Origin of the sequence: Azoarcus sp. DD4 (assembly GCF_006496635.1) — a bacterium.
Lineage (GTDB): Bacteria > Pseudomonadota > Gammaproteobacteria > Burkholderiales > Rhodocyclaceae > Azoarcus.
This window is the reverse complement of sequence record NZ_CP022958.1, coordinates 4,799,657-4,815,648: the sequence shown is the minus strand read 5'-3', so window position 1 is coordinate 4,815,648 and position 15,992 is coordinate 4,799,657. Positions and strand designations below refer to the sequence as shown.

16 protein-coding genes are annotated in these 15,992 nt (G+C 69.7%); 8 read left to right on the top strand and 8 right to left on the bottom strand.

The genetic code is table 11. The features are described from left to right. Positions 1-76 precede the first annotated feature (76 nt). The 7 genes from CJ010_RS22265 to CJ010_RS22235 all read right to left on the bottom strand — a co-directional run bounded on the left by CJ010_RS22265 (position 77) and on the right by CJ010_RS22235 (position 7,884). On the bottom strand, positions 77-955 hold the full coding sequence (locus CJ010_RS22265; protein WP_141020083.1) for a hypothetical protein: 879 nt from the start codon (positions 953-955) through the stop codon (positions 77-79). Between the two features lie 138 nt (positions 956-1,093). Then, positions 1,094-1,918 (bottom strand): ethanolamine ammonia-lyase subunit EutC, encoded by an 825-nt coding sequence (gene eutC / locus CJ010_RS22260; RefSeq protein WP_141020082.1) that lies wholly within the window; start codon positions 1,916-1,918, stop codon positions 1,094-1,096. A gap of 10 nt (positions 1,919-1,928) precedes the next feature. Then, positions 1,929-3,317: an ethanolamine ammonia-lyase subunit EutB gene (locus tag CJ010_RS22255; protein WP_141020081.1), complete on the bottom strand. Its 1,389-nt coding sequence runs from the start codon at positions 3,315-3,317 to the stop codon at positions 1,929-1,931. Between the two features lie 16 nt (positions 3,318-3,333). Then, positions 3,334-4,110 carry a DeoR/GlpR family DNA-binding transcription regulator gene (locus CJ010_RS22250; RefSeq protein ID WP_141020080.1) on the bottom strand — a complete coding sequence of 259 codons (777 nt, stop codon included), beginning with the start codon at positions 4,108-4,110 and terminating at the stop codon, positions 3,334-3,336. A gap of 24 nt (positions 4,111-4,134) precedes the next feature. Beyond that, positions 4,135-5,787 (bottom strand): ABC transporter permease subunit, encoded by a 1,653-nt coding sequence (locus CJ010_RS22245; RefSeq protein ID WP_141020079.1) that lies wholly within the window; start codon positions 5,785-5,787, stop codon positions 4,135-4,137. Then, positions 5,784-6,791 carry an ABC transporter ATP-binding protein gene (locus CJ010_RS22240; protein ID WP_141020078.1) on the bottom strand — a complete coding sequence of 336 codons (1,008 nt, stop codon included), beginning with the start codon at positions 6,789-6,791 and terminating at the stop codon, positions 5,784-5,786. Before CJ010_RS22240 ends, CJ010_RS22245 begins: the two co-directional genes overlap by 4 nt. A gap of 67 nt (positions 6,792-6,858) precedes the next feature. Further along, positions 6,859-7,884 carry an ABC transporter substrate-binding protein gene (locus CJ010_RS22235; protein ID WP_141020077.1) on the bottom strand — a complete coding sequence of 342 codons (1,026 nt, stop codon included), beginning with the start codon at positions 7,882-7,884 and terminating at the stop codon, positions 6,859-6,861. 145 nt (positions 7,885-8,029) lie between these two features. On the opposite strand from CJ010_RS22235, the gene hisN reads away from it, so the two are divergent. Continuing rightward, positions 8,030-8,821: a histidinol-phosphatase gene (gene hisN / locus CJ010_RS22230; RefSeq protein WP_141020076.1), complete on the top strand. Its 792-nt coding sequence runs from the start codon at positions 8,030-8,032 to the stop codon at positions 8,819-8,821. A gap of 22 nt (positions 8,822-8,843) precedes the next feature. Here the strand turns inward: hisN and CJ010_RS22225 are convergent, their stop codons facing one another. Continuing rightward, positions 8,844-9,584 carry an SDR family oxidoreductase gene (locus CJ010_RS22225; RefSeq protein ID WP_141020075.1) on the bottom strand — a complete coding sequence of 247 codons (741 nt, stop codon included), beginning with the start codon at positions 9,582-9,584 and terminating at the stop codon, positions 8,844-8,846. Between the two features lie 129 nt (positions 9,585-9,713). On the opposite strand from CJ010_RS22225, the gene CJ010_RS22220 reads away from it, so the two are divergent. The 7 genes from CJ010_RS22220 (at position 9,714) to ntrB (ending at position 15,990) form a co-directional block, all read left to right on the top strand. Next, positions 9,714-10,631: a LysR family transcriptional regulator gene (locus CJ010_RS22220; RefSeq protein WP_141020074.1), complete on the top strand. Its 918-nt coding sequence runs from the start codon at positions 9,714-9,716 to the stop codon at positions 10,629-10,631. A 227-nt stretch (positions 10,632-10,858) separates the two neighbouring features. Continuing rightward, entirely contained in the window at positions 10,859-11,062 is a 204-nt protein-coding gene (locus tag CJ010_RS22215; protein ID WP_141020073.1) for a hypothetical protein, read from the top strand. A 63-nt stretch (positions 11,063-11,125) separates the two neighbouring features. Then, positions 11,126-12,289 carry a PAS domain-containing sensor histidine kinase gene (locus CJ010_RS22210; protein ID WP_141020072.1) on the top strand — a complete coding sequence of 388 codons (1,164 nt, stop codon included), beginning with the start codon at positions 11,126-11,128 and terminating at the stop codon, positions 12,287-12,289. Continuing rightward, positions 12,286-12,930, top strand: coding sequence for a response regulator transcription factor (locus CJ010_RS22205; protein WP_141020071.1), 645 nt, complete (start codon positions 12,286-12,288; stop codon positions 12,928-12,930). The genes CJ010_RS22210 and CJ010_RS22205 overlap by 4 nt, the downstream gene beginning before the upstream one ends. A 140-nt stretch (positions 12,931-13,070) precedes the next feature. Next, the gene (locus CJ010_RS22200; protein ID WP_205754845.1) at positions 13,071-13,760 is read left to right on the top strand and encodes a DJ-1/PfpI family protein; all 690 of its coding nucleotides are present in this window, start codon (positions 13,071-13,073) and stop codon (positions 13,758-13,760) included. A 22-nt stretch (positions 13,761-13,782) separates the two neighbouring features. Then, positions 13,783-15,144 (top strand): CmpA/NrtA family ABC transporter substrate-binding protein, encoded by a 1,362-nt coding sequence (locus CJ010_RS22195; RefSeq protein ID WP_141020069.1) that lies wholly within the window; start codon positions 13,783-13,785, stop codon positions 15,142-15,144. Positions 15,145-15,147: 3 nt separating this feature from the next. Continuing rightward, complete coding sequence (gene ntrB, locus CJ010_RS22190) at positions 15,148-15,990, top strand: nitrate ABC transporter permease (RefSeq protein ID WP_141020068.1); 843 nt, start codon at positions 15,148-15,150, stop codon at positions 15,988-15,990. Positions 15,991-15,992 lie beyond the last annotated feature (2 nt).

Here is a 15,992-nt window from a genome sequence, read left to right as displayed (position 1 = left end):
GCCGCCCCTGAGCCCTGTAACGGAATCGCCTCGTTGCGGGCACCCGGCCGGAACCGGGCGCTCCCCAGGGACGCGATCAGCGCAGCTTGGTTCCGTTTGCCACGTCGTACACCGAACCGTCTTCCAGGCTCACGCGGTAGATCTCGCGCAGCACGTTGCCGGAGAAGGCGAGTTCGACGATGGAGACGTTCTTGAACGAGGTGGTGATGCCGTCCGGCAGGACCTTGTTGAAGTCCGCCGCCACCTGGTTCATCGAGGCCTGCACTTGCGGGGTGAACAGCGCCATGCTGTACACCAGCGTGTTGTGGGGGTTGTGGGTGCGCAGTTCCTTGCCGTCCTTGACCACGTTCACGCCGCTCACGCCCACGGTCTGCACCAGCTCCTTGCCGGCGTCGCCCATCTTGGCGTAGACCGGGCCGGTGACGCGCGGCAGCGGGCCGTCGCGCAGCGGGGCGAAGGCGGCGGTGGCGCGGGTGTTGAAGGACATCATGTCTTCATAGGCGGCGCCGCTCTTGACGATGCCCAGGTCCAGCCACCAGGGGTGGCCGGCGCCCTTGGCGGCTTCGGTGGTGTAGAAGTTCTTCAGCACCACGCCGTTCAGCACCGGCGGCAGCTTGGGCAGCGCGGCCAGCATCTTCTGCGGGGTGGCCGGGTCGGCGCTGTGGATGTGCACCACGGTGACGTGCGGCAGATTGAAAGTGTTGGCTTCGGCGGTCAGGCCCAGGCGCAGCAGGTTCTGCTGCAGCGGGGTGGTGATCTTGGCGTCGAGCACGTCGGTGACGTCCTTGGGCAGGCGGTACACCAGGCCGTAGGTCTTCACATGCTCGCGGAATTCGGGTTTGCCGATGGCACTGTTGTCGATGCCGGCGCTGCCACCGGTCGGGCTGGTCGCACACGCGCCGAGAAAGGCTGCCGACAGCGCGGCGATGGAAAGGGTCCAGGTTCTGCGGTTCATTGGCGGTACTCCATTTCGTCGATTCGGCGAGGGGGATTCCTCGCGCCTTCGGGCATCAAGGCGGCATGGCCGCACCGTCACCCACCTGCGTCGCCTCCACTGCCGGCGTGGTCCGCGGCTGCGGCCCGCCGGTCTCGTCTACTGCTGGTCCTGTGCCTGCCCGTCGGCGGCCGGCAGCGCCGGCGGAGTGTCGGCGCCGGGCAGCGCGCTGTCGCTGTTGTCCTTGAGTGCCACACCGGTGAGGCCGAGGCGGCGCGCTTCCTGGCACAGCCACCACAGCCGGCGCGCGGCCTCGGCGTAGCCCAGGCCTTCCGGGCGGATGTTGGAGATGCAGTTGCGCTGGGCGTCGCTGCGGCCGGGCTGCGGCGCCCAGGTGAGATAGGCGCCGAGGCTGTCGGGCGAGGAAAGGCCGGGCCGTTCGCCGATCAGCATCGCCACCAGCCGCGCGCCGAGCGCCTGGCCGATCTCGTCGGCCAGCGCGACGCGGGCCTGGGTGGCGATCACCACCGGGCCGAGCGTCCAGCCGGCGGGCAGGCCGCGGCGGATTTCGGCGACGAGGGCGCGGGCGTTGCGCGCCACGGCGAGCGACGACAGGCCGTCGGCGATCACCAGCAGCAGGTCGCAGCCGCCGGCCGGGGCATGACGGCGCAGATGGGCGGTGCTGTCGTCGGCCAGCCGGCGGCCGAGATCGGGGCGGGCGAGATAGGTGGCACGATCGGGCGCGGCGCTGCGGACGAGCAGGGTGTCGAATCCGTCCGCCGCCAGTTCGGCCTGCAGCGCGGCGGTGTCGAGTGCGATGTGCACCGCGTCGCGCGCCTGCGCATGGGCGAGGCCGAAGCGCAGCACTTCGGCGGTGGGCAGGCTGGCGCCGGCGCGGCCGAGGGCGAGGCGGGCGGCGGTGTAGGCGCGCAGGTCGGTCCAGGGATCGGCGTCGAGGTGCGGCGGGATGTGCGGCTGGCTCATCGAAGTCTCCTTACGCGGCCAACCGGCGCAGGGCGGCGAGCGCCGGGTGCTGCGGGGAGACCGGTAGCGCACGGCCGGCGGCATCGACGAGCTGCATGCGCTGCAGCCAGTCTTCGAATTCGGGGGCGCGGCGCAGGCCCAGCGCCCGGCGCAGGTAGAGGCCGTCGTGGAAGGACGTGCTCTGGTAGTTGAGCATGATGTCGTCCGCGCCCGGCACGCCCATGATGAAGTTGATGCCCGCCACGCCGAGCAGGGTCAGCAGGCTGTCCATGTCGTCCTGGTCGGCTTCGGCGTGGTTGGTGTAGCAGACGTCGCAGCCCAGCGGCAGGCCGAGCAGCTTGCCGCAGAAGTGGTCTTCCAGACCGGCGCGGATGATCTGCTTGCCGTCGTAGAGGTATTCCGGGCCGATGAAGCCGACCACGGTGTTGGTGAGCAGCGGCTTGAATTCGCGGGCGACGGCGTAGGCGCGCGCTTCGCAGGTCTGCTGGTCGACGCCGTGGTGGGCGTTGGCCGACAGCGCGCTGCCCTGGCCGGTTTCGAAGTACATGACGTTGTCGCCGACGGTGCCGCGCTTCAAGGACAGCGCCGCCTCGCGCGCTTCGCGCAGGGTGGCGAGGCTGATGCCGAAGGCGGCGTTGGCGGCCTCGGTGCCGGCCACCGACTGGAAGACGAGATCGACCGGCGCGCCGCCTTCGATCATGTGCACGGTGTTGGTCACATGGGTGAGCACGCAGGATTGGGTGGGCAGGTCGAGCCGCGCGATCACCTCGTCCAGCATGTGCACCAGCCGCGTCAGCGCCGCGATGCTGTCGCTGGCCGGATTGACGCCGATCACCGCGTCGCCGGCGCCGTAGAGCAGGCCGTCGACGATGGCGGCGGCGATGCCGCGGGCGTCGTCGGTGGGGTGGTTGGGCTGCAGCCGCACCGACAGCCGGCCGGGCAGGCCGATGGTGTTGCGGAAGCGGGTGACGACGCGGCACTTCTTCGCCACCAGCACCAGGTCCTGGTTGCGCATCAGCTTGCTCACCGCCGCCGCCATCTCCGGCGTGAGGCCGGGGCGCAGCGCGGCGAGCGCGGCCTCGTCGGCGTGGTCGGAGAGCAGCCAGTCGCGGAAGTCGCCGACGGTGAGGTGGGCCACCGGGGCGAAGGCGGCGCGGTCGTGGCTGTCGATGATGAGGCGGGTGACTTCGTCGCTTTCGTAGGGGATCAGCGCTTCGTCGAGGAAGCGCGCCAGCGGCACCTCCGCCAGGCACATGCGCGCCGCCATGCGTTCCACCGCGCTGGCGGCGGCGATGCCGGCCAGTTGGTCGCCGGAGCGCGCCGGGCTGGCCTTGGCCATGAGTTCGCGCAGGTCGGCGAAGACCCAGGTGTGATGGTCGAGGGTGTGGGCGTAGCGCATGGCGGCGTTCTCCGTCTCAGGCGACGACGACCTCCGGCCCGGCCTTCTCGATCTCGGCCAGGGCGGAGAGCTTGCGGGCGCGGCCATCGGTCACCAGGGTGTCGATGCTGCCGACCGGGCAGTAGCTCACCCGGCTGCTCTCGCCGATCTTGCTGTGGTCGGCGAGGATGACCCGGTGGGCGGCGCGCTCGGCCATTGCGCGGGCGACGCCGGCTTCGCCGTGGTCGAAGCTGGTGGCGCCGTTGTGCGCATCGACCGCCACCGGCGACAGCAGCGCGAAGTCGGCGCGGTAGCGCTGGATCTCGCTCACCGTGGTCTCGCCGCAGGTGGCGGCGATGCCGGGCGCGAGCCGGCCGCCGAGCACGATGACTTCGTGGCGCTGGCCCATGCTCTCGCCGGCCTGCGCCATCCGTACCGCGATGTCCATGCTGTTGGTGACGATGGTCAGGCCGGACAGCGTCAGCAGTTCCTCGGTCAGCGCCAGCGTGGTGCTGCCGGCATCGAGGAAGAGCGTGTGGCCGGGCTGCAGCAGCTTGACCGCGGCGCGCGCGATGGCCTGCTTCTCCTTGGCGCGTACCTTCAACCGTTCGACAAACGGCGCCTCGCTGCGTGCGCTGTCCAGCACCACGCCGCCGTGCACCCGGCGCAGCCGCCCCATCGCCTCCAGCGCGATCACGTCGCGCCGCACCGTCTCGCGCGAGATGCCGAGTTCGCCGGAAATGCGCTCGGTCGACAGGCTCTTGAAGGTTTCGAGCAGGGCGCAGATGCGCTGGTAGCGTTCTTCTTGCAGCATTGGATAGGGTCTCCGGAATCCTTGTTATTTGATGGTGGCGCGCGCCGGGCGGGCAGATGTCAGCCGGTGCAGCAGCAGCGCGACGGTGCCGACCACCGCCATGATGCAGGTCGAGAAGGCGGCGGCCTGCGAGGTGAAGCCGGCCTCGTCCAGCCGCATCACGGTGACGGCCGATAGCGACAGCTCGGGCGTGACCAGGAAGATCACCGCCGACAGCGTCACCATCGAGCGCATGAAGAGGAAGGCGGCGACCGCCCACAGGGTGACGCGCAGCGCCGGCAGATGGACATCGGCGAGCAGGCGGCCGACGCCGCCGCCGAGCACCGCCACAGCCTCTTCCAGCTGGGCGGGCACGGCGCGCAGGCCGGTGGCCATCGCGACGTAGCCCTGGGTGTGGTAGTGGTAGAAATTGCACATCGCCAGCAGGAATACGCCGCCGTAGAGCGCGCCCCAGGGTAGGTCCGGCTGGTTGAAGGCGAACACGTAGGCCAGCCCCAGCACCAGCCCGGGCACGCCCACCGGCAGGGTGGCGAGCAGGGTCGCCAGCCGCGCCGGCCAGCCGGACAGCCGGCGCAGCGAGAAGGCGAGCAGGAAGAGCAGGCCGCTGCCGACCGCGGCGACGATCAGCGATACCGCGAGCGAGGCCCACAGGCTGTCGTAGCCGCCGGACACGGTGATGTCGTAGTGCTTGAAGGTGAGATCCAGCCGGTAGGGCCACAGCCGGATGAAACCGGCGATCACCACCGTGGCCACTACCGCGCAGATCGCGCCGGCGATGCCGAGGCAGGCCATCGCGTACAGCCCGTCGCGCCCGCGCGAGGCCTGCGGCCGTGGCGGCTGGGCGGATTCCGCGCCGATACCGGCCTGGCGCTGCGCCGCCACCCGTTCTATCCACACCGACAGCGCCGCCGGAAGCAACAGCAGCAGGCCGACCACCGCGCCGATGCCGAAGCGCATCTGGCCGCTGACCTGGTTGTAGATCTCGGTGGCCAGTACCGAGAAGTCGCCGCCGATGACCACCGCGTTGCCGAAGTCGGTGATGGTCACGGTGAACACCACGAAGGCGGCGCTGAGCAGGCCGTAGCGCATCGTCGGCAGGGTGATGTCGCGGAACTGGCGCCAGGGCGTGGCGCCCAGCACTTCGGCCGCCTCGTACTGACGCGCGTCGGCGCAGCGCAGCGCAGCGCGCAGGATCAGCACCGCCTGCGGCAGCGCATAGAGCACGTCGGCGATCAGCAGGCCGGAGAAACCGTAGATGTCGGGCCGGATGCCGAGCAGCTTGCCGACGATGCCGTTGCGGCCGAGGATGAAGATGAGGCCCAGCCCCAGCACCAGCGAGGGCGCCAGCATCGGCAGCGTCAGCGCGGTGGCGACCAGGCGGCGGCCGCGCATGCAGGTGCGCTCCATGCCGTAGGCGAGCACGAAGGCAAGCAGCAAGGTGATGGCGGTGGTCGCCAGCCCCAGCACCAGGCTGTTCTGCGTGGCCTGCCACACGCCGGGGGTATCGAGCAGCGCCAGATAGTTGGCGAAACCGATGCCGCCGTCTTCCTGCATCAGGCTGCGCCAGGCGACGAAGCCCATCGGCAGGGCGAAGAACAGCAGCAGCGCGGCCAGCGGCAGCCACAGGCAGGCGCGCAGCAGCCAGCGGTCGGGGGCGGCGAGGGGAAGGGCGTTCACTGGGCGACCCAGGCGCAATCCTGCGCGGCGATGTCCACCCACACCGCGTCGCCGGCCAGCAGGGCGGCGGTGGCGGGCACTTCGGCGAGCAGTTCGCGGCCGCGCCATTCCACCCGCGCGCGCTTGAAGTTGCCCATGAAGGCGACCTCGATGACGCGGCCGTCGCCTTCCGGCGCCCGCGTCAGCGCGATCCGCTCCGGCCGCACGCAGGCGGCGCCGTCCTTGCCGAGCTCGGCCGGCATGCCGGCCATCAGTGCCGGCGCAGCGTCGCACAGCCAGGCCGGCGTCAGCAGGTTGCCGTGGCCCATGAATTCGGCGACGAAGCGGGTGCGCGGTTGCTCGTAGAGTTCCTGCGGCGTACCGATCTGCTCGATACGGCCGCGGTTCATGCACACCACGCGGTCGGCCAGCACCATGGCCTCGTCCTGGTCGTGGGTCACCATCAGGGTGGGGATGCCGAGCTTGCGCTGCACCTCGCGCAGTTCGCCGCGCAGTTCCGCCCGCACCCGAGCGTCCAGCGCCGACAGCGGTTCGTCGAGCAGCAGCAGGGCGGGATCGACCGCCAGCGCGCGGGCGATCGCCACCCGCTGCTGCTGGCCGCCGGAGAGCTGGCCGGGGTAGCGCGCGCCGTAGTCGGCGAGCTTCACCGTGGCCAGCAGTCCGGCCACGCGCTGTGCGATCTGCGCCGGCGCCACGCCGCGGATGGCAAGGCCGTAGCCGACGTTCTGCGCTACCGTCATGTGCGGGAACAGCGAGTAGGACTGGAACACGATGCCGAAGCCGCGCTCGCGCGTCGGCACGGCGGCAAGGTCGCGCCCGTTCAGGCGGATGTCGCCGCGGTCGGCCGCCAGCAGGCCGGCGATGATGCGTAATAGCGTCGTCTTGCCGCAGCCGCTGGGGCCGAGCAGGCAGACGAACTCGGCACCGCCCACCGTGAGGTCGATGCGTTCGAGCGCGGCCTGGCCGGCGAAGCTTTTGTGCAGGTTGCGGATTTCCAGGGACATGGTGGGCGCTTCCGGGCGGGTTGAGCGTGGCGGGGGGCTAGGGCCGGACGAGGCTAGGCGCAGCCGTTCAGCGGCCGATCTCCTTCTGCCAGGTGGCGAGGATGCTGTCGCGTTCGCGCGCCGACCGGGCGAAATCGACCGGGTAGAGCACCCCGGAGAGATCGGCCGGCAGTCCGGCGGCGGTGGCCGCCTTCGAGCGCGGCGTGCCGGGGATGGTGACGATCTCCTTGTACTGCGTGTAGAGCCCGGCCGCCCTGGGCGACAGGGTCCAGTCGAGGAAGCGTCTGGCGTCGGCCTTGTTCTTCGAGGTCTTCATCAGGCCCGAGGCTTCGAGCTCGTAGCCGGCGCCGTCGGCCGGGATCACCATCTTCAGCGGATAGCCTTCCTCGATCGACTGCATCGCGGCGAAGGCGAGCGAGATGCCGATGGCGAATTCGCCGGAGCGCGCCGCCTTGCACGGCCGCGAGCCCGACTTGATGTACTGCGCGACGTTGCCGTCGAGCGCCTTCAGGTACTTCCAGCCGGCGTCGGCCCCCATGCCCTGGAGCAGCGCGGCGATCTGCAGGTAGCCGGTGCCGGAGGACACCGGGTTGGGCATTGCGATCTCGCCCTTGTAGACCGGCTTGGCGAGGTCCTGCCAAGAGGTCGGCAAGGGCAGCTTCTTCGCGGCCAGGATTTCGGTATTGACGCAGAAGGCGGCCATGTAGCCGGTGGGCGCGAACCACCTGCCGTCGGCCGCCTTGTCCTTGGTGGCCAGCGTCTCGCTGCCCTTGGCGGGGTAGGGCTCCAGCAGCTCGACGATGCGCGGATCGAGCAGGTTGGTCAGCGCCCAGCCCCAGATCACGTCGTGCCGCGGGTTTCCGGCTTCCGCCAGGATGCGGGCGCCGAGGTCGCCTGTGGACAGCCGCAGCACCTTGATGTCGATGTCGGGCAGGTCCTTCTTCGCCGCGGCGACGTAGGCCTTGATCTCGTCTTCTTCCAGTGCGGTGTAGGCGACCAGGGTGCCGGCAGCGGAGGGCAGGGTGGCCAGCCCGGTGAGCGCGGCGAGCGCAAGGCCGGCGTAGCGGGAAGGGGCAGGACGGTGGATGCGCATCTCGATTCCTCCGCAGCGGCAGGGCCGTTGTTCAAACTGGTGCAGGTCAGCGGTACGACACACCAAGCTTGTGCATTAATGGGTAAGTGTGCATAGTTGAGGCAATTTATAACACGTTTTTTTCGGGAATGTGACAGGAGTTGCCATGAATGCACAAAACAGCACAGATATCCTCGACATCTATCTGCCGCTGGCCCAGGCCCTCGCGGACGAGGCGCGCACGCTGGCGCTGCGCCGTTTCCGCACCCGGCTGGACGTGTCGATCAAGGCCGACGACAGCCCGGTCACCATCGCCGACCGCGAGATCGAGGCCGCCCTGCGGGCGCGCCTGGCGGTGGCCTGCCCGACCCACGGCATCTTCGGCGAGGAGCAGGGCCGCGAGCAGCTCGACGCCGACTATGTCTGGGTGATCGATCCGATCGACGGCACCAAGAGCTTCATCACCGGCTCACCGTTGTGGGGCACGCTGCTGGCCTTGCTGCACCGGGGGCGGCCGGTGCTGGGCATGATCGACATCCCCTTCACCGGCGAACGCTGGTGGGCGGCGGCCGGTGGCGCGGCGCAGTACCAGGGCGCGGCGACGCACGCCAGCGCCTGCGGGGCGCTGGCGGCGGCGCGGCTCTATGCCACCTCACCGGACCTGTTCGGCGATGGCGACAGGATGCGCTTCGAGCGGGTCGGCGCGGCGGTGGCGTTGCGCCGCTATGGCGGCGACTGCTATTCCTACGGCCTGCTCGCCAGCGGCCATGTGGATCTGGTAGTGGAGGCTGGCCTGCAGCCCTACGACTACCTGGCCATGGTGGCCATCATCGAGGGTGCAGGCGGCGTGGTCACCGACTGGCAGGGCCAGCCGCTCGGGCTGGAATCCGACGGCCGGGTGCTGGCCGCGGCGACGCCGGCGCTGCATGCGGCGGCGCTGGCCCTGCTGCAGGATTGAGCGGGAGCCGCGGCGGGCTGGCTCAGACCAGTCCGCCGTTGGCACGCAGCACCTGGCCGTTGACCCAGCCGCCGTCCGGCCCGGCGAGGAAAGCCACCGTGCCGGCGATGTCCTCCGGCGTGCCGAGGCGTTCGAGCGGCGTGGCGGCCACATGCCGGGCAATCTGTTCCTCGGTCTTGCCGTCGAGGAACAGTTCGGTCGCGACCGGTCCCGGCGCGATGGCGTTGACGGTGACGCCGCGGCCGCGCACTTCCTTCGCCAGCACCCGTACCAGCCCTTCCACGCCGGCCTTGGCGGCGATGTAGGCGCCGTAGCCGGGCAGGGCCGTGCCGATCACGCTGGTCGACAGCGCGATGATGCGGCCGCCGTCGGCGATGGCCCGCGCGGCGTGGCCGAGTACCAGATAGGCGCCGCGCAGGTTGGTGGCGACGATGCGGTCGAAGTCGGCCAGACGGCCATCGGCGATCGGCGCCAGCGCCATCACCCCGGCACTGTTGGCCACCACGTCGAGGCGACCCCAGGTCTCGCGGATGGTGGCGAACAGGGCGGCGACCTGATCCGGGTCGGCGATGTCCGCCTGTACCGCCAGCGCGCGGCCGCCGGTTGCGGCGATGGTGGCGACGACCTCGTCGGCGGCTGCGCGATTGCCCGCGTAATTGACTGCCAGCGCGTAACCATCGCGCGCCAGCCGCAGGGCGATGGCCCGGCCTATGCCGCGCGAAGCGCCGGTGACGAGGGCGACGCGTTGTTCCTTGGTATGCATGATGCTGCTCCGTGTTGGCGGGCCGCGGTCGCGTCCTGCGCCTTGCGGTGCATTGTGTTGATTGCCTGGCGGTCAATAAATCCGCAAGAATTGGCTGAAGTATCCAACTCTGGCCAACAATGGAAGTCCATGGACCGTTTCGAATCCCTGCGCCTTTTCACCCGCATCGTCGAACTCGGCAGCTTCACCCGGGCCGCCGGCGCGCTCGACATGCCGCGCGCGACCGCCACCTACGTCATCAAGGAACTCGAAGACCGGCTTGGCACGCGCCTGCTCGAGCGCACCACCCGGCAGGTGCGGCCGACGCTGGACGGCCAGGCCTTCTACGAACGCTGTGCCGCCATCCTCAATGACCTGGAGGAGGCCGAGGCCGCGCTCAGTCCGATGGCGGCCAATCCGCAGGGGGTGTTGCGGCTGGACCTGCACGGCGTCCATGCCAGCCGGATCATCCTGCCGCGCATCGCCGGGTTCCGCGCGCGTTATCCGCGCATCGAGCTGCGCATCAGCACCGGCGACCGCCTGGTCGACCTGGTGCGCGAAGGGGTGGATTGCGTGGTGCGCGCCGGCGTGCCGCGCGACTCCTCGCTGGTGGCGAGGCGCATCGCGGCCTTGCCGGAGGTGGTGTGCGCCAGCCCGGATTACCTTGCCCGCCGCGGTACGCCTCAGCGCCCGGACGAGCTGGGGCAGCACGAGGCGGTCGGCTTTTTCGCCAGCGACCACGACATCGCCTACCCCTTCCGCTTTCTCGTCGGCAGCAAGGTGGTGGAGTACAAGCTCGCCAGCAGCGTGTCGGTGAGCGACGCCGAGGCCTACACCGCCTGCGCCCTGCAAGGCTGCGGCCTGATCCAGGTGCCGCGCTTCCGGGTGGAGGAACACCTGCGCGCCGGGCAACTGGTCGAGGTGCTGGCCGACTGGCCGGCGCCGCTGCTGCCGATCTCGGTGCTTTACCCGCAGCACCGCCACCTGGCGCCGCGGGTGCGGGCTTTCGTCGATTGGGTGGCGGCGATCTATGTCGAGCGTTTCGGGCCGGTGCCGGTACACGCCTAGGCGTCGGCCCGACGACGCGCAGGCAGGCGCAATGGCACGGATGCTGCTGCACCTGCGGGACTGGCGGGGCGCGGAAGTGCGCGTCGTCGCGCCAGCTGGACCTTGCGCCGGATTTTCCCGTTCCGGCGACGCACCTCGACGGGGTGCGCCGCCGGGTCGGCGCACGCACTTGGTGCCGCGAGGCACCTGCGTCGGGCGGACCGGCAAGCGGACGATGGAGGTGTGCGATGCAGTTTGGAATCTTCGAGCGTGTAGTGCAGGCGTCGGCGCGGTGGTTTGCCGCCGCCAACGAGACGAGCGACGCGTCTTCGCCGCGCAAGGCGGAGACGGACGAGGAGGTGGCAGACGAGGTGGCGGCGCACGATCCGCGGCGCCCGCCGCAGGAGATCGATACCGCGCCCTTCTGCCTGCCACCCTTTCCACCCTGTTGAGCGGCGGCACGCCAGGCGGGCATCCTTCTTGCGCGGGCTCCGCGGTCTGAAGCGGAGCCCCGGATGTTTGCCGACCTTCATCATCTTTCCCACCATGCCGCCTGGCGGCGCCAGCTGGAAATGCTGCTGGAGTCCGCTGGCGAGGGCATCTACGGCATCGACCTGCGCGGGCGCTGCATCTTCATCAACAGCGCCGGCGCCGAGATGCTGGGCTATACGCCCGACGAAGTGCTCGGGCGCAACATGCACTACCTGATCCACCACTCGCACCCGGACAGCGCGCTGATGCCGGTGCACGATTGCCGCATTTTCAAGGCCTTCAAGGAGGGCCGCAGCTGCCGCGTGGAGGACGAGGTGCTGTGGCGGCGCGACGGCCACGCCTTTCCCGCCGAATACGCTTCGTATCCGATACGCGACGGCGAGCACGTGGTCGGTGCCGTCGTCACCTTCAACGACATCACCGAGCGCAAGCACACCGAGGCGGCATTGCGTGCGGCCCACTGCGAACTGGAGCGGCGGGTCGAGGAGCGCACCGCCGAGCTGTCGGCCGCCAACGGCCGGCTACGTCAGGCGAGCGACGCGCTGCGGCGACTCTCGGCCCACATGAATACGGTGCGGGAGGAAGAGCGGGCCCACATCGCGCGCGACATCCACGACGACCTCGGCGCCTCGCTGACCGCGATGCAGCTCGAGCTCAACTGGCTGCGCCAGCGTCTGTCCGGCGACGACAAGGTTTGCGCCCACATCGATGCCGCGCTCGACATCGGCCAGGGGGCGATGGGCGCGGTGCGCCGCATCCTCAACGACCTGCGCCCGGGCGTGCTCGACCACCTGGGCCTGTGGGCGGCGCTCGAATGCCTGCTGCAGGAGACCGACGGTCGCGGCGGGCTGCGTTGCACCGCGACCATCCCCGCCGACGTCGAGCGCTGCCGGCTGGGGCGCGAGGCGGAGATCGCGATCTACCGCGTCGCCCAGGAGGTGCTGACCAACGTCCAGCGCCATGCCGGCGCGCGGCGGGTGCGCCTGTTCGCGTGCGCGGACGGTCAGGATCTGGTGATCCGCATCGACGACGACGGCCGCGGCATGCAGGTGCCGGCCGCGCCGGTGAGCTTCGGCCTGCTCGGTATGCACGAGCGCGCCCGCGCCATCGGCGGGCGGCTGGAAATCGACAGCGCGCCGGGCTTTGGCACGACGGTCACGCTGACGCTGCCGGAGGTCGTGGCGTGAGCCCGGAACGCATCGACCTGCTCGTCGTCGACGACCACATGATCATCCGCCGCGGCCTTGTGCAGATCCTCTCGGAGGCCGACGGCATCGGTGAGCTGCGCGAGGCCGCCGACGGGCCGGCCGCGATGCGCGCGCTGCGCGAACGCCCGGTTGCCGTCGTGCTGCTCGACATCGCGCTTGGCGAACGCGACGGCATGGATGTGCTCAAGGCCATCCGCGCCGAGTTTCCCGCCGTCGGCGTGGTGATGCTGTCGGTCTATCCCGAGACCCAGTTCGGCGTGCGCGCGATCCGTGCCGGCGCCGGCGCCTATCTGAACAAGGGCTGTTCGCCCGACGAGCTGCTTGGTGCGATCCGCCGCGTCGCCGGGGGCGGCGTCTATGTCACCCCGGCCATCGCCGACCTGCTCGCCCGCAGCGTGCGCCGGGACGACGACCGTCCGCCGCACGAGTCGCTGTCGAACCGGGAGTTCCAGGTGCTGGAACTGCTCGCCGGGGGCCTTTCGGTGTCCGACATCGCCCAGCGCCTCAGCCTGTCCGGCAACACCATCTCGACCTATCGCGCGCGCATCTTCGACAAGCTCGGGGTGCGCAGCATCGTCGAACTGGCCAACTACGCCGCCCGCCACGATCTCGTGCGCTGAACGCCGCACCGCGGCACGGCGACACGGCTTTTGCCGACGCGTGTAGTGCTGGCACTACACGCGAATCACGACAACCGCGATACCGCCGCCGGCCGGTCGCGCGGAAGATGCCCCCACGCAATCACGAAGAGGGGGCGACGATGCGCAAAGCTGGATTCCGGCTCGGGGTGTATGTCTTCAAGGATGCCGAGGTCATCGACTACGCGGCGCCCTGCGGCGTGTTCTCGGTGGCGCGGCGCTTCGACCCCGAGCTCGACGTCTTCCTCGTCGCCGAGACGCTGCGCCCGGTGCAGACCCAGGCGGGCATCACCGTGCTGCCCAATTACGCGCTGGACGACCAGCCGGCGCTCGACGCCTTCCTGATACCCGGCGGCTTCGGCACCCGCCAGGAAATGCACAACCGCAAGCTGCACGACTACATCCGCGCCCTGCCGGACGACTGCCTGCTCACCAGCGTGTGCACCGGCTCGTGGATCTACGCCCGCATGGGCCTGCTCGACGGCATCGCCGCGACCAACCGCAAGGAGCCGGACCGGCTCGAAGCCTCGCACCTGGGCAAGACGCCGATCGACCGCCTGGCCGAGCTGGCGCCGGCCTGCCGGGTGAGCCGGGCGCGCGTGGTCGACGCCGGCCGCGTCGTCACCGCCGGCGGCATCAGCTCCGGCATGGAGCTGGGCCTGCACCTGCTGCGCCGCGCCGGCTACGACGACGCCTTCGTGCACGACGTCGCCCGCGTCATGGAATACCAGCGTGCCTGGGATCTCTACCGGCACGACATCGAATACGCCGCCCCGGCGGCTGTTCCCGCCCCCCTTCTGCAGTCCGCCTGAACCCGGCAAGAGGAGTCCGTACATGTCAGCTTTCCGCAATCCCTTCGATTACCGCGTGCGGCTGGACCGTCACGGCTGCAGTTGCGGCCGCCACGCCAGCCAGGCCGATCACGACCACGCCGAGGCGCTCGAGGCGCGCGAACTGCAGGACCGTGCCGTGGAAGGCGCGGTGATGCGCGCGCTGTTTCCGCAGGACGCGATGCGCCGCGGCTTCCTCAAGGCGGTCGGTGCCGGTACCGCGATGGCGGCGCTGTCCACGCTGTTCCCGATGGGACTCGCCAAGGAAGCCTTCGCCGCCGGCAGCGGCGCGCTGGAGAAGACCAAGCTCAAGGTCGGCTTCATCCCCATCACCTGTGCCACGCCCATCATCATGGCGCACCCGCTGGGCTTCTATTCCAAGTACGGCCTCGACGTCGAGGTGGTGAAGACCGCCGGCTGGGCGGTGATCCGCGACAAGGCGCTGGCCAAGGAGTACGACGCTGCCCACATGCTGTCGCCGATGCCGCTGGCGATCTCGATCGGTGCCGGCTCCAACCCCATCCCGTGGACCATGCCGGCGGTGGAGAACATCAACGGCCAGGCGATCACGCTGTCGATCAAGCACAAGGACAAGCGCGACCCGAAGGACTGGAAGGGCTTCAAGTTCGCCGTGCCCTTCGACTATTCGATGCACAACTACCTGCTGCGCTACTATCTGGCGGAGCATGGCCTGGACCCCGACCGCGACGTGCAGATCCGCGCGGTGCCGCCCCCGGAGATGGTCGCCAATCTGCGCGCCGACAACATCGACGGCTTCCTCGCCCCCGACCCGGTGAACCAGCGCGCGGTGTACGACGGCGTCGGCTTCATCCACCTGCTCTCCAAGGAGATCTGGGACGGCCATCCGTGCTGCGCCTTCTCCGCGAGCAAGGAGTTCGTCGCCCAGAACCCCAACACCTACGCGGCACTGCTGAAGTCCATCCTCGACGCCACCGCCTATGCGCGCAAGCAGGAAAACCGCAAGGAAATCGCCGCCGCCATTGCCCCGGCCAACTACCTCAACCAGCCGGTGACGGTGGTCGAGCAGGTGCTGACCGGCACCTATGCCGACGGCCTCGGTGGCGTGAAGAAGGACCCCAACCGCATCGACTTCGACCCCTTCCCCTACGACAGCTTCGCGGTGTGGATCCTCACCCAGATGAAGCGCTGGGGGCAGATCAAGGGCGACGTCGACTACGCCAAGGTCGCCAAAGAGGTCTTCCTCGCCACCGACGCGGCCAAGCTGATGAAGGAGCTGGGCATGCCCGCGGCCGATCCGGCCAAACCCATCGTGGTGATGGGCAAACCCTTCGATCCGAAGCAGCCGGCGGCCTACGTCGACAGCTTCGCAATCAAGCGGAGCTGAGCCATGAAAGCCTCCCGACCCTGGCTGGCGCCGCTGCTGTCGGCCATCTTCCTCGCCTTGTTCGTCGGCATCTGGTTCCTTGCCACCCAGAAGGGCATTGCCGAGGTGACGGTGGACCCGGAGTACGCCGCCCTGGTCGGGCAGGCTGCCGCCACCGGCACCAAGTCGGCGATGCCGACGCCCGGCGAGGTCGGCGCCAAGGTGTGGAGCCATCTGCGCGATCCCTTCTACGACCGCGGCACCAACGACAAGGGCATCGGTACCCAGCTGCTGTACTCCATCGGCCGCGTGCTGCTGGGCTTCGGCCTGGCGGCGCTGGTGGCGATTCCGCTGGGCTTCCTGATCGGCATGTCGCCGCTGGTGTACAAGGCGCTGGACCCTTTCATCCAGGTCCTGAAGCCGGTGTCGCCGCTCGCGTGGATGCCGCTCGCGCTCTACACCATCAAGGACTCCGACATCTCGGCGATCTTCGTGATCTTCGTTTGTTCGCTGTGGCCGATGCTGGTCAACACCGCCTTCGGCGTCGCCAGCGTACGGCGCGACTGGCTCAACGTCGCCCGCACACTGGAAGTGTCGAGGCTGCGCACCGCCTTCCAGGTCATCCTGCCGGCGGCCGCGCCCACCATCATGACCGGCATGCGCATCTCCATCGGCATCGCCTGGCTGGTCATCGTGGCGGCCGAGATGTTGGTCGGCGGTACCGGCATCGGCTACTTCGTCTGGAACGAGTGGAACAACCTGTCCATCGCCAACATCATCTGCGCCATCCTGTTCATCGGCCTGATCGGGATGCTGCTGGATACCCTGCTGGCCCGCCTCGCGCGTGCCGTCACCTACCGGGAATGAGC

What these genes read in the sequence shown, in the direction of transcription:
- CJ010_RS22200 (WP_205754845.1), top strand. Translation starts at nt 13,071, where the DNA reads ATGCGCAAAGCTGGATTCCGGCTCGGGGTGTATGTCTTCAAGGATGCC.
- CJ010_RS22220 (WP_141020074.1), top strand. Translation starts at nt 9,714, where the DNA reads ATGGACCGTTTCGAATCCCTGCGCCTTTTCACCCGCATCGTCGAACTC.
- CJ010_RS22240 (WP_141020078.1), bottom strand. Translation starts at nt 6,791, where the DNA reads ATGTCCCTGGAAATCCGCAACCTGCACAAAAGCTTCGCCGGCCAGGCC.
- CJ010_RS22250 (WP_141020080.1), bottom strand. Translation starts at nt 4,110, where the DNA reads ATGCTGCAAGAAGAACGCTACCAGCGCATCTGCGCCCTGCTCGAAACC.
- CJ010_RS22210 (WP_141020072.1), top strand. Translation starts at nt 11,126, where the DNA reads ATGTTTGCCGACCTTCATCATCTTTCCCACCATGCCGCCTGGCGGCGC.
- hisN (WP_141020076.1), top strand. Translation starts at nt 8,030, where the DNA reads ATGAATGCACAAAACAGCACAGATATCCTCGACATCTATCTGCCGCTG.
- CJ010_RS22195 (WP_141020069.1), top strand. Translation starts at nt 13,783, where the DNA reads ATGTCAGCTTTCCGCAATCCCTTCGATTACCGCGTGCGGCTGGACCGT.
- ntrB (WP_141020068.1), top strand. Translation starts at nt 15,148, where the DNA reads ATGAAAGCCTCCCGACCCTGGCTGGCGCCGCTGCTGTCGGCCATCTTC.
- CJ010_RS22255 (WP_141020081.1), bottom strand. Translation starts at nt 3,317, where the DNA reads ATGCGCTACGCCCACACCCTCGACCATCACACCTGGGTCTTCGCCGAC.
- CJ010_RS22225 (WP_141020075.1), bottom strand. Translation starts at nt 9,584, where the DNA reads ATGCATACCAAGGAACAACGCGTCGCCCTCGTCACCGGCGCTTCGCGC.
- CJ010_RS22215 (WP_141020073.1), top strand. Translation starts at nt 10,859, where the DNA reads ATGCAGTTTGGAATCTTCGAGCGTGTAGTGCAGGCGTCGGCGCGGTGG.
- CJ010_RS22235 (WP_141020077.1), bottom strand. Translation starts at nt 7,884, where the DNA reads ATGCGCATCCACCGTCCTGCCCCTTCCCGCTACGCCGGCCTTGCGCTC.
- CJ010_RS22265 (WP_141020083.1), bottom strand. Translation starts at nt 955, where the DNA reads ATGAACCGCAGAACCTGGACCCTTTCCATCGCCGCGCTGTCGGCAGCC.
- eutC (WP_141020082.1), bottom strand. Translation starts at nt 1,918, where the DNA reads ATGAGCCAGCCGCACATCCCGCCGCACCTCGACGCCGATCCCTGGACC.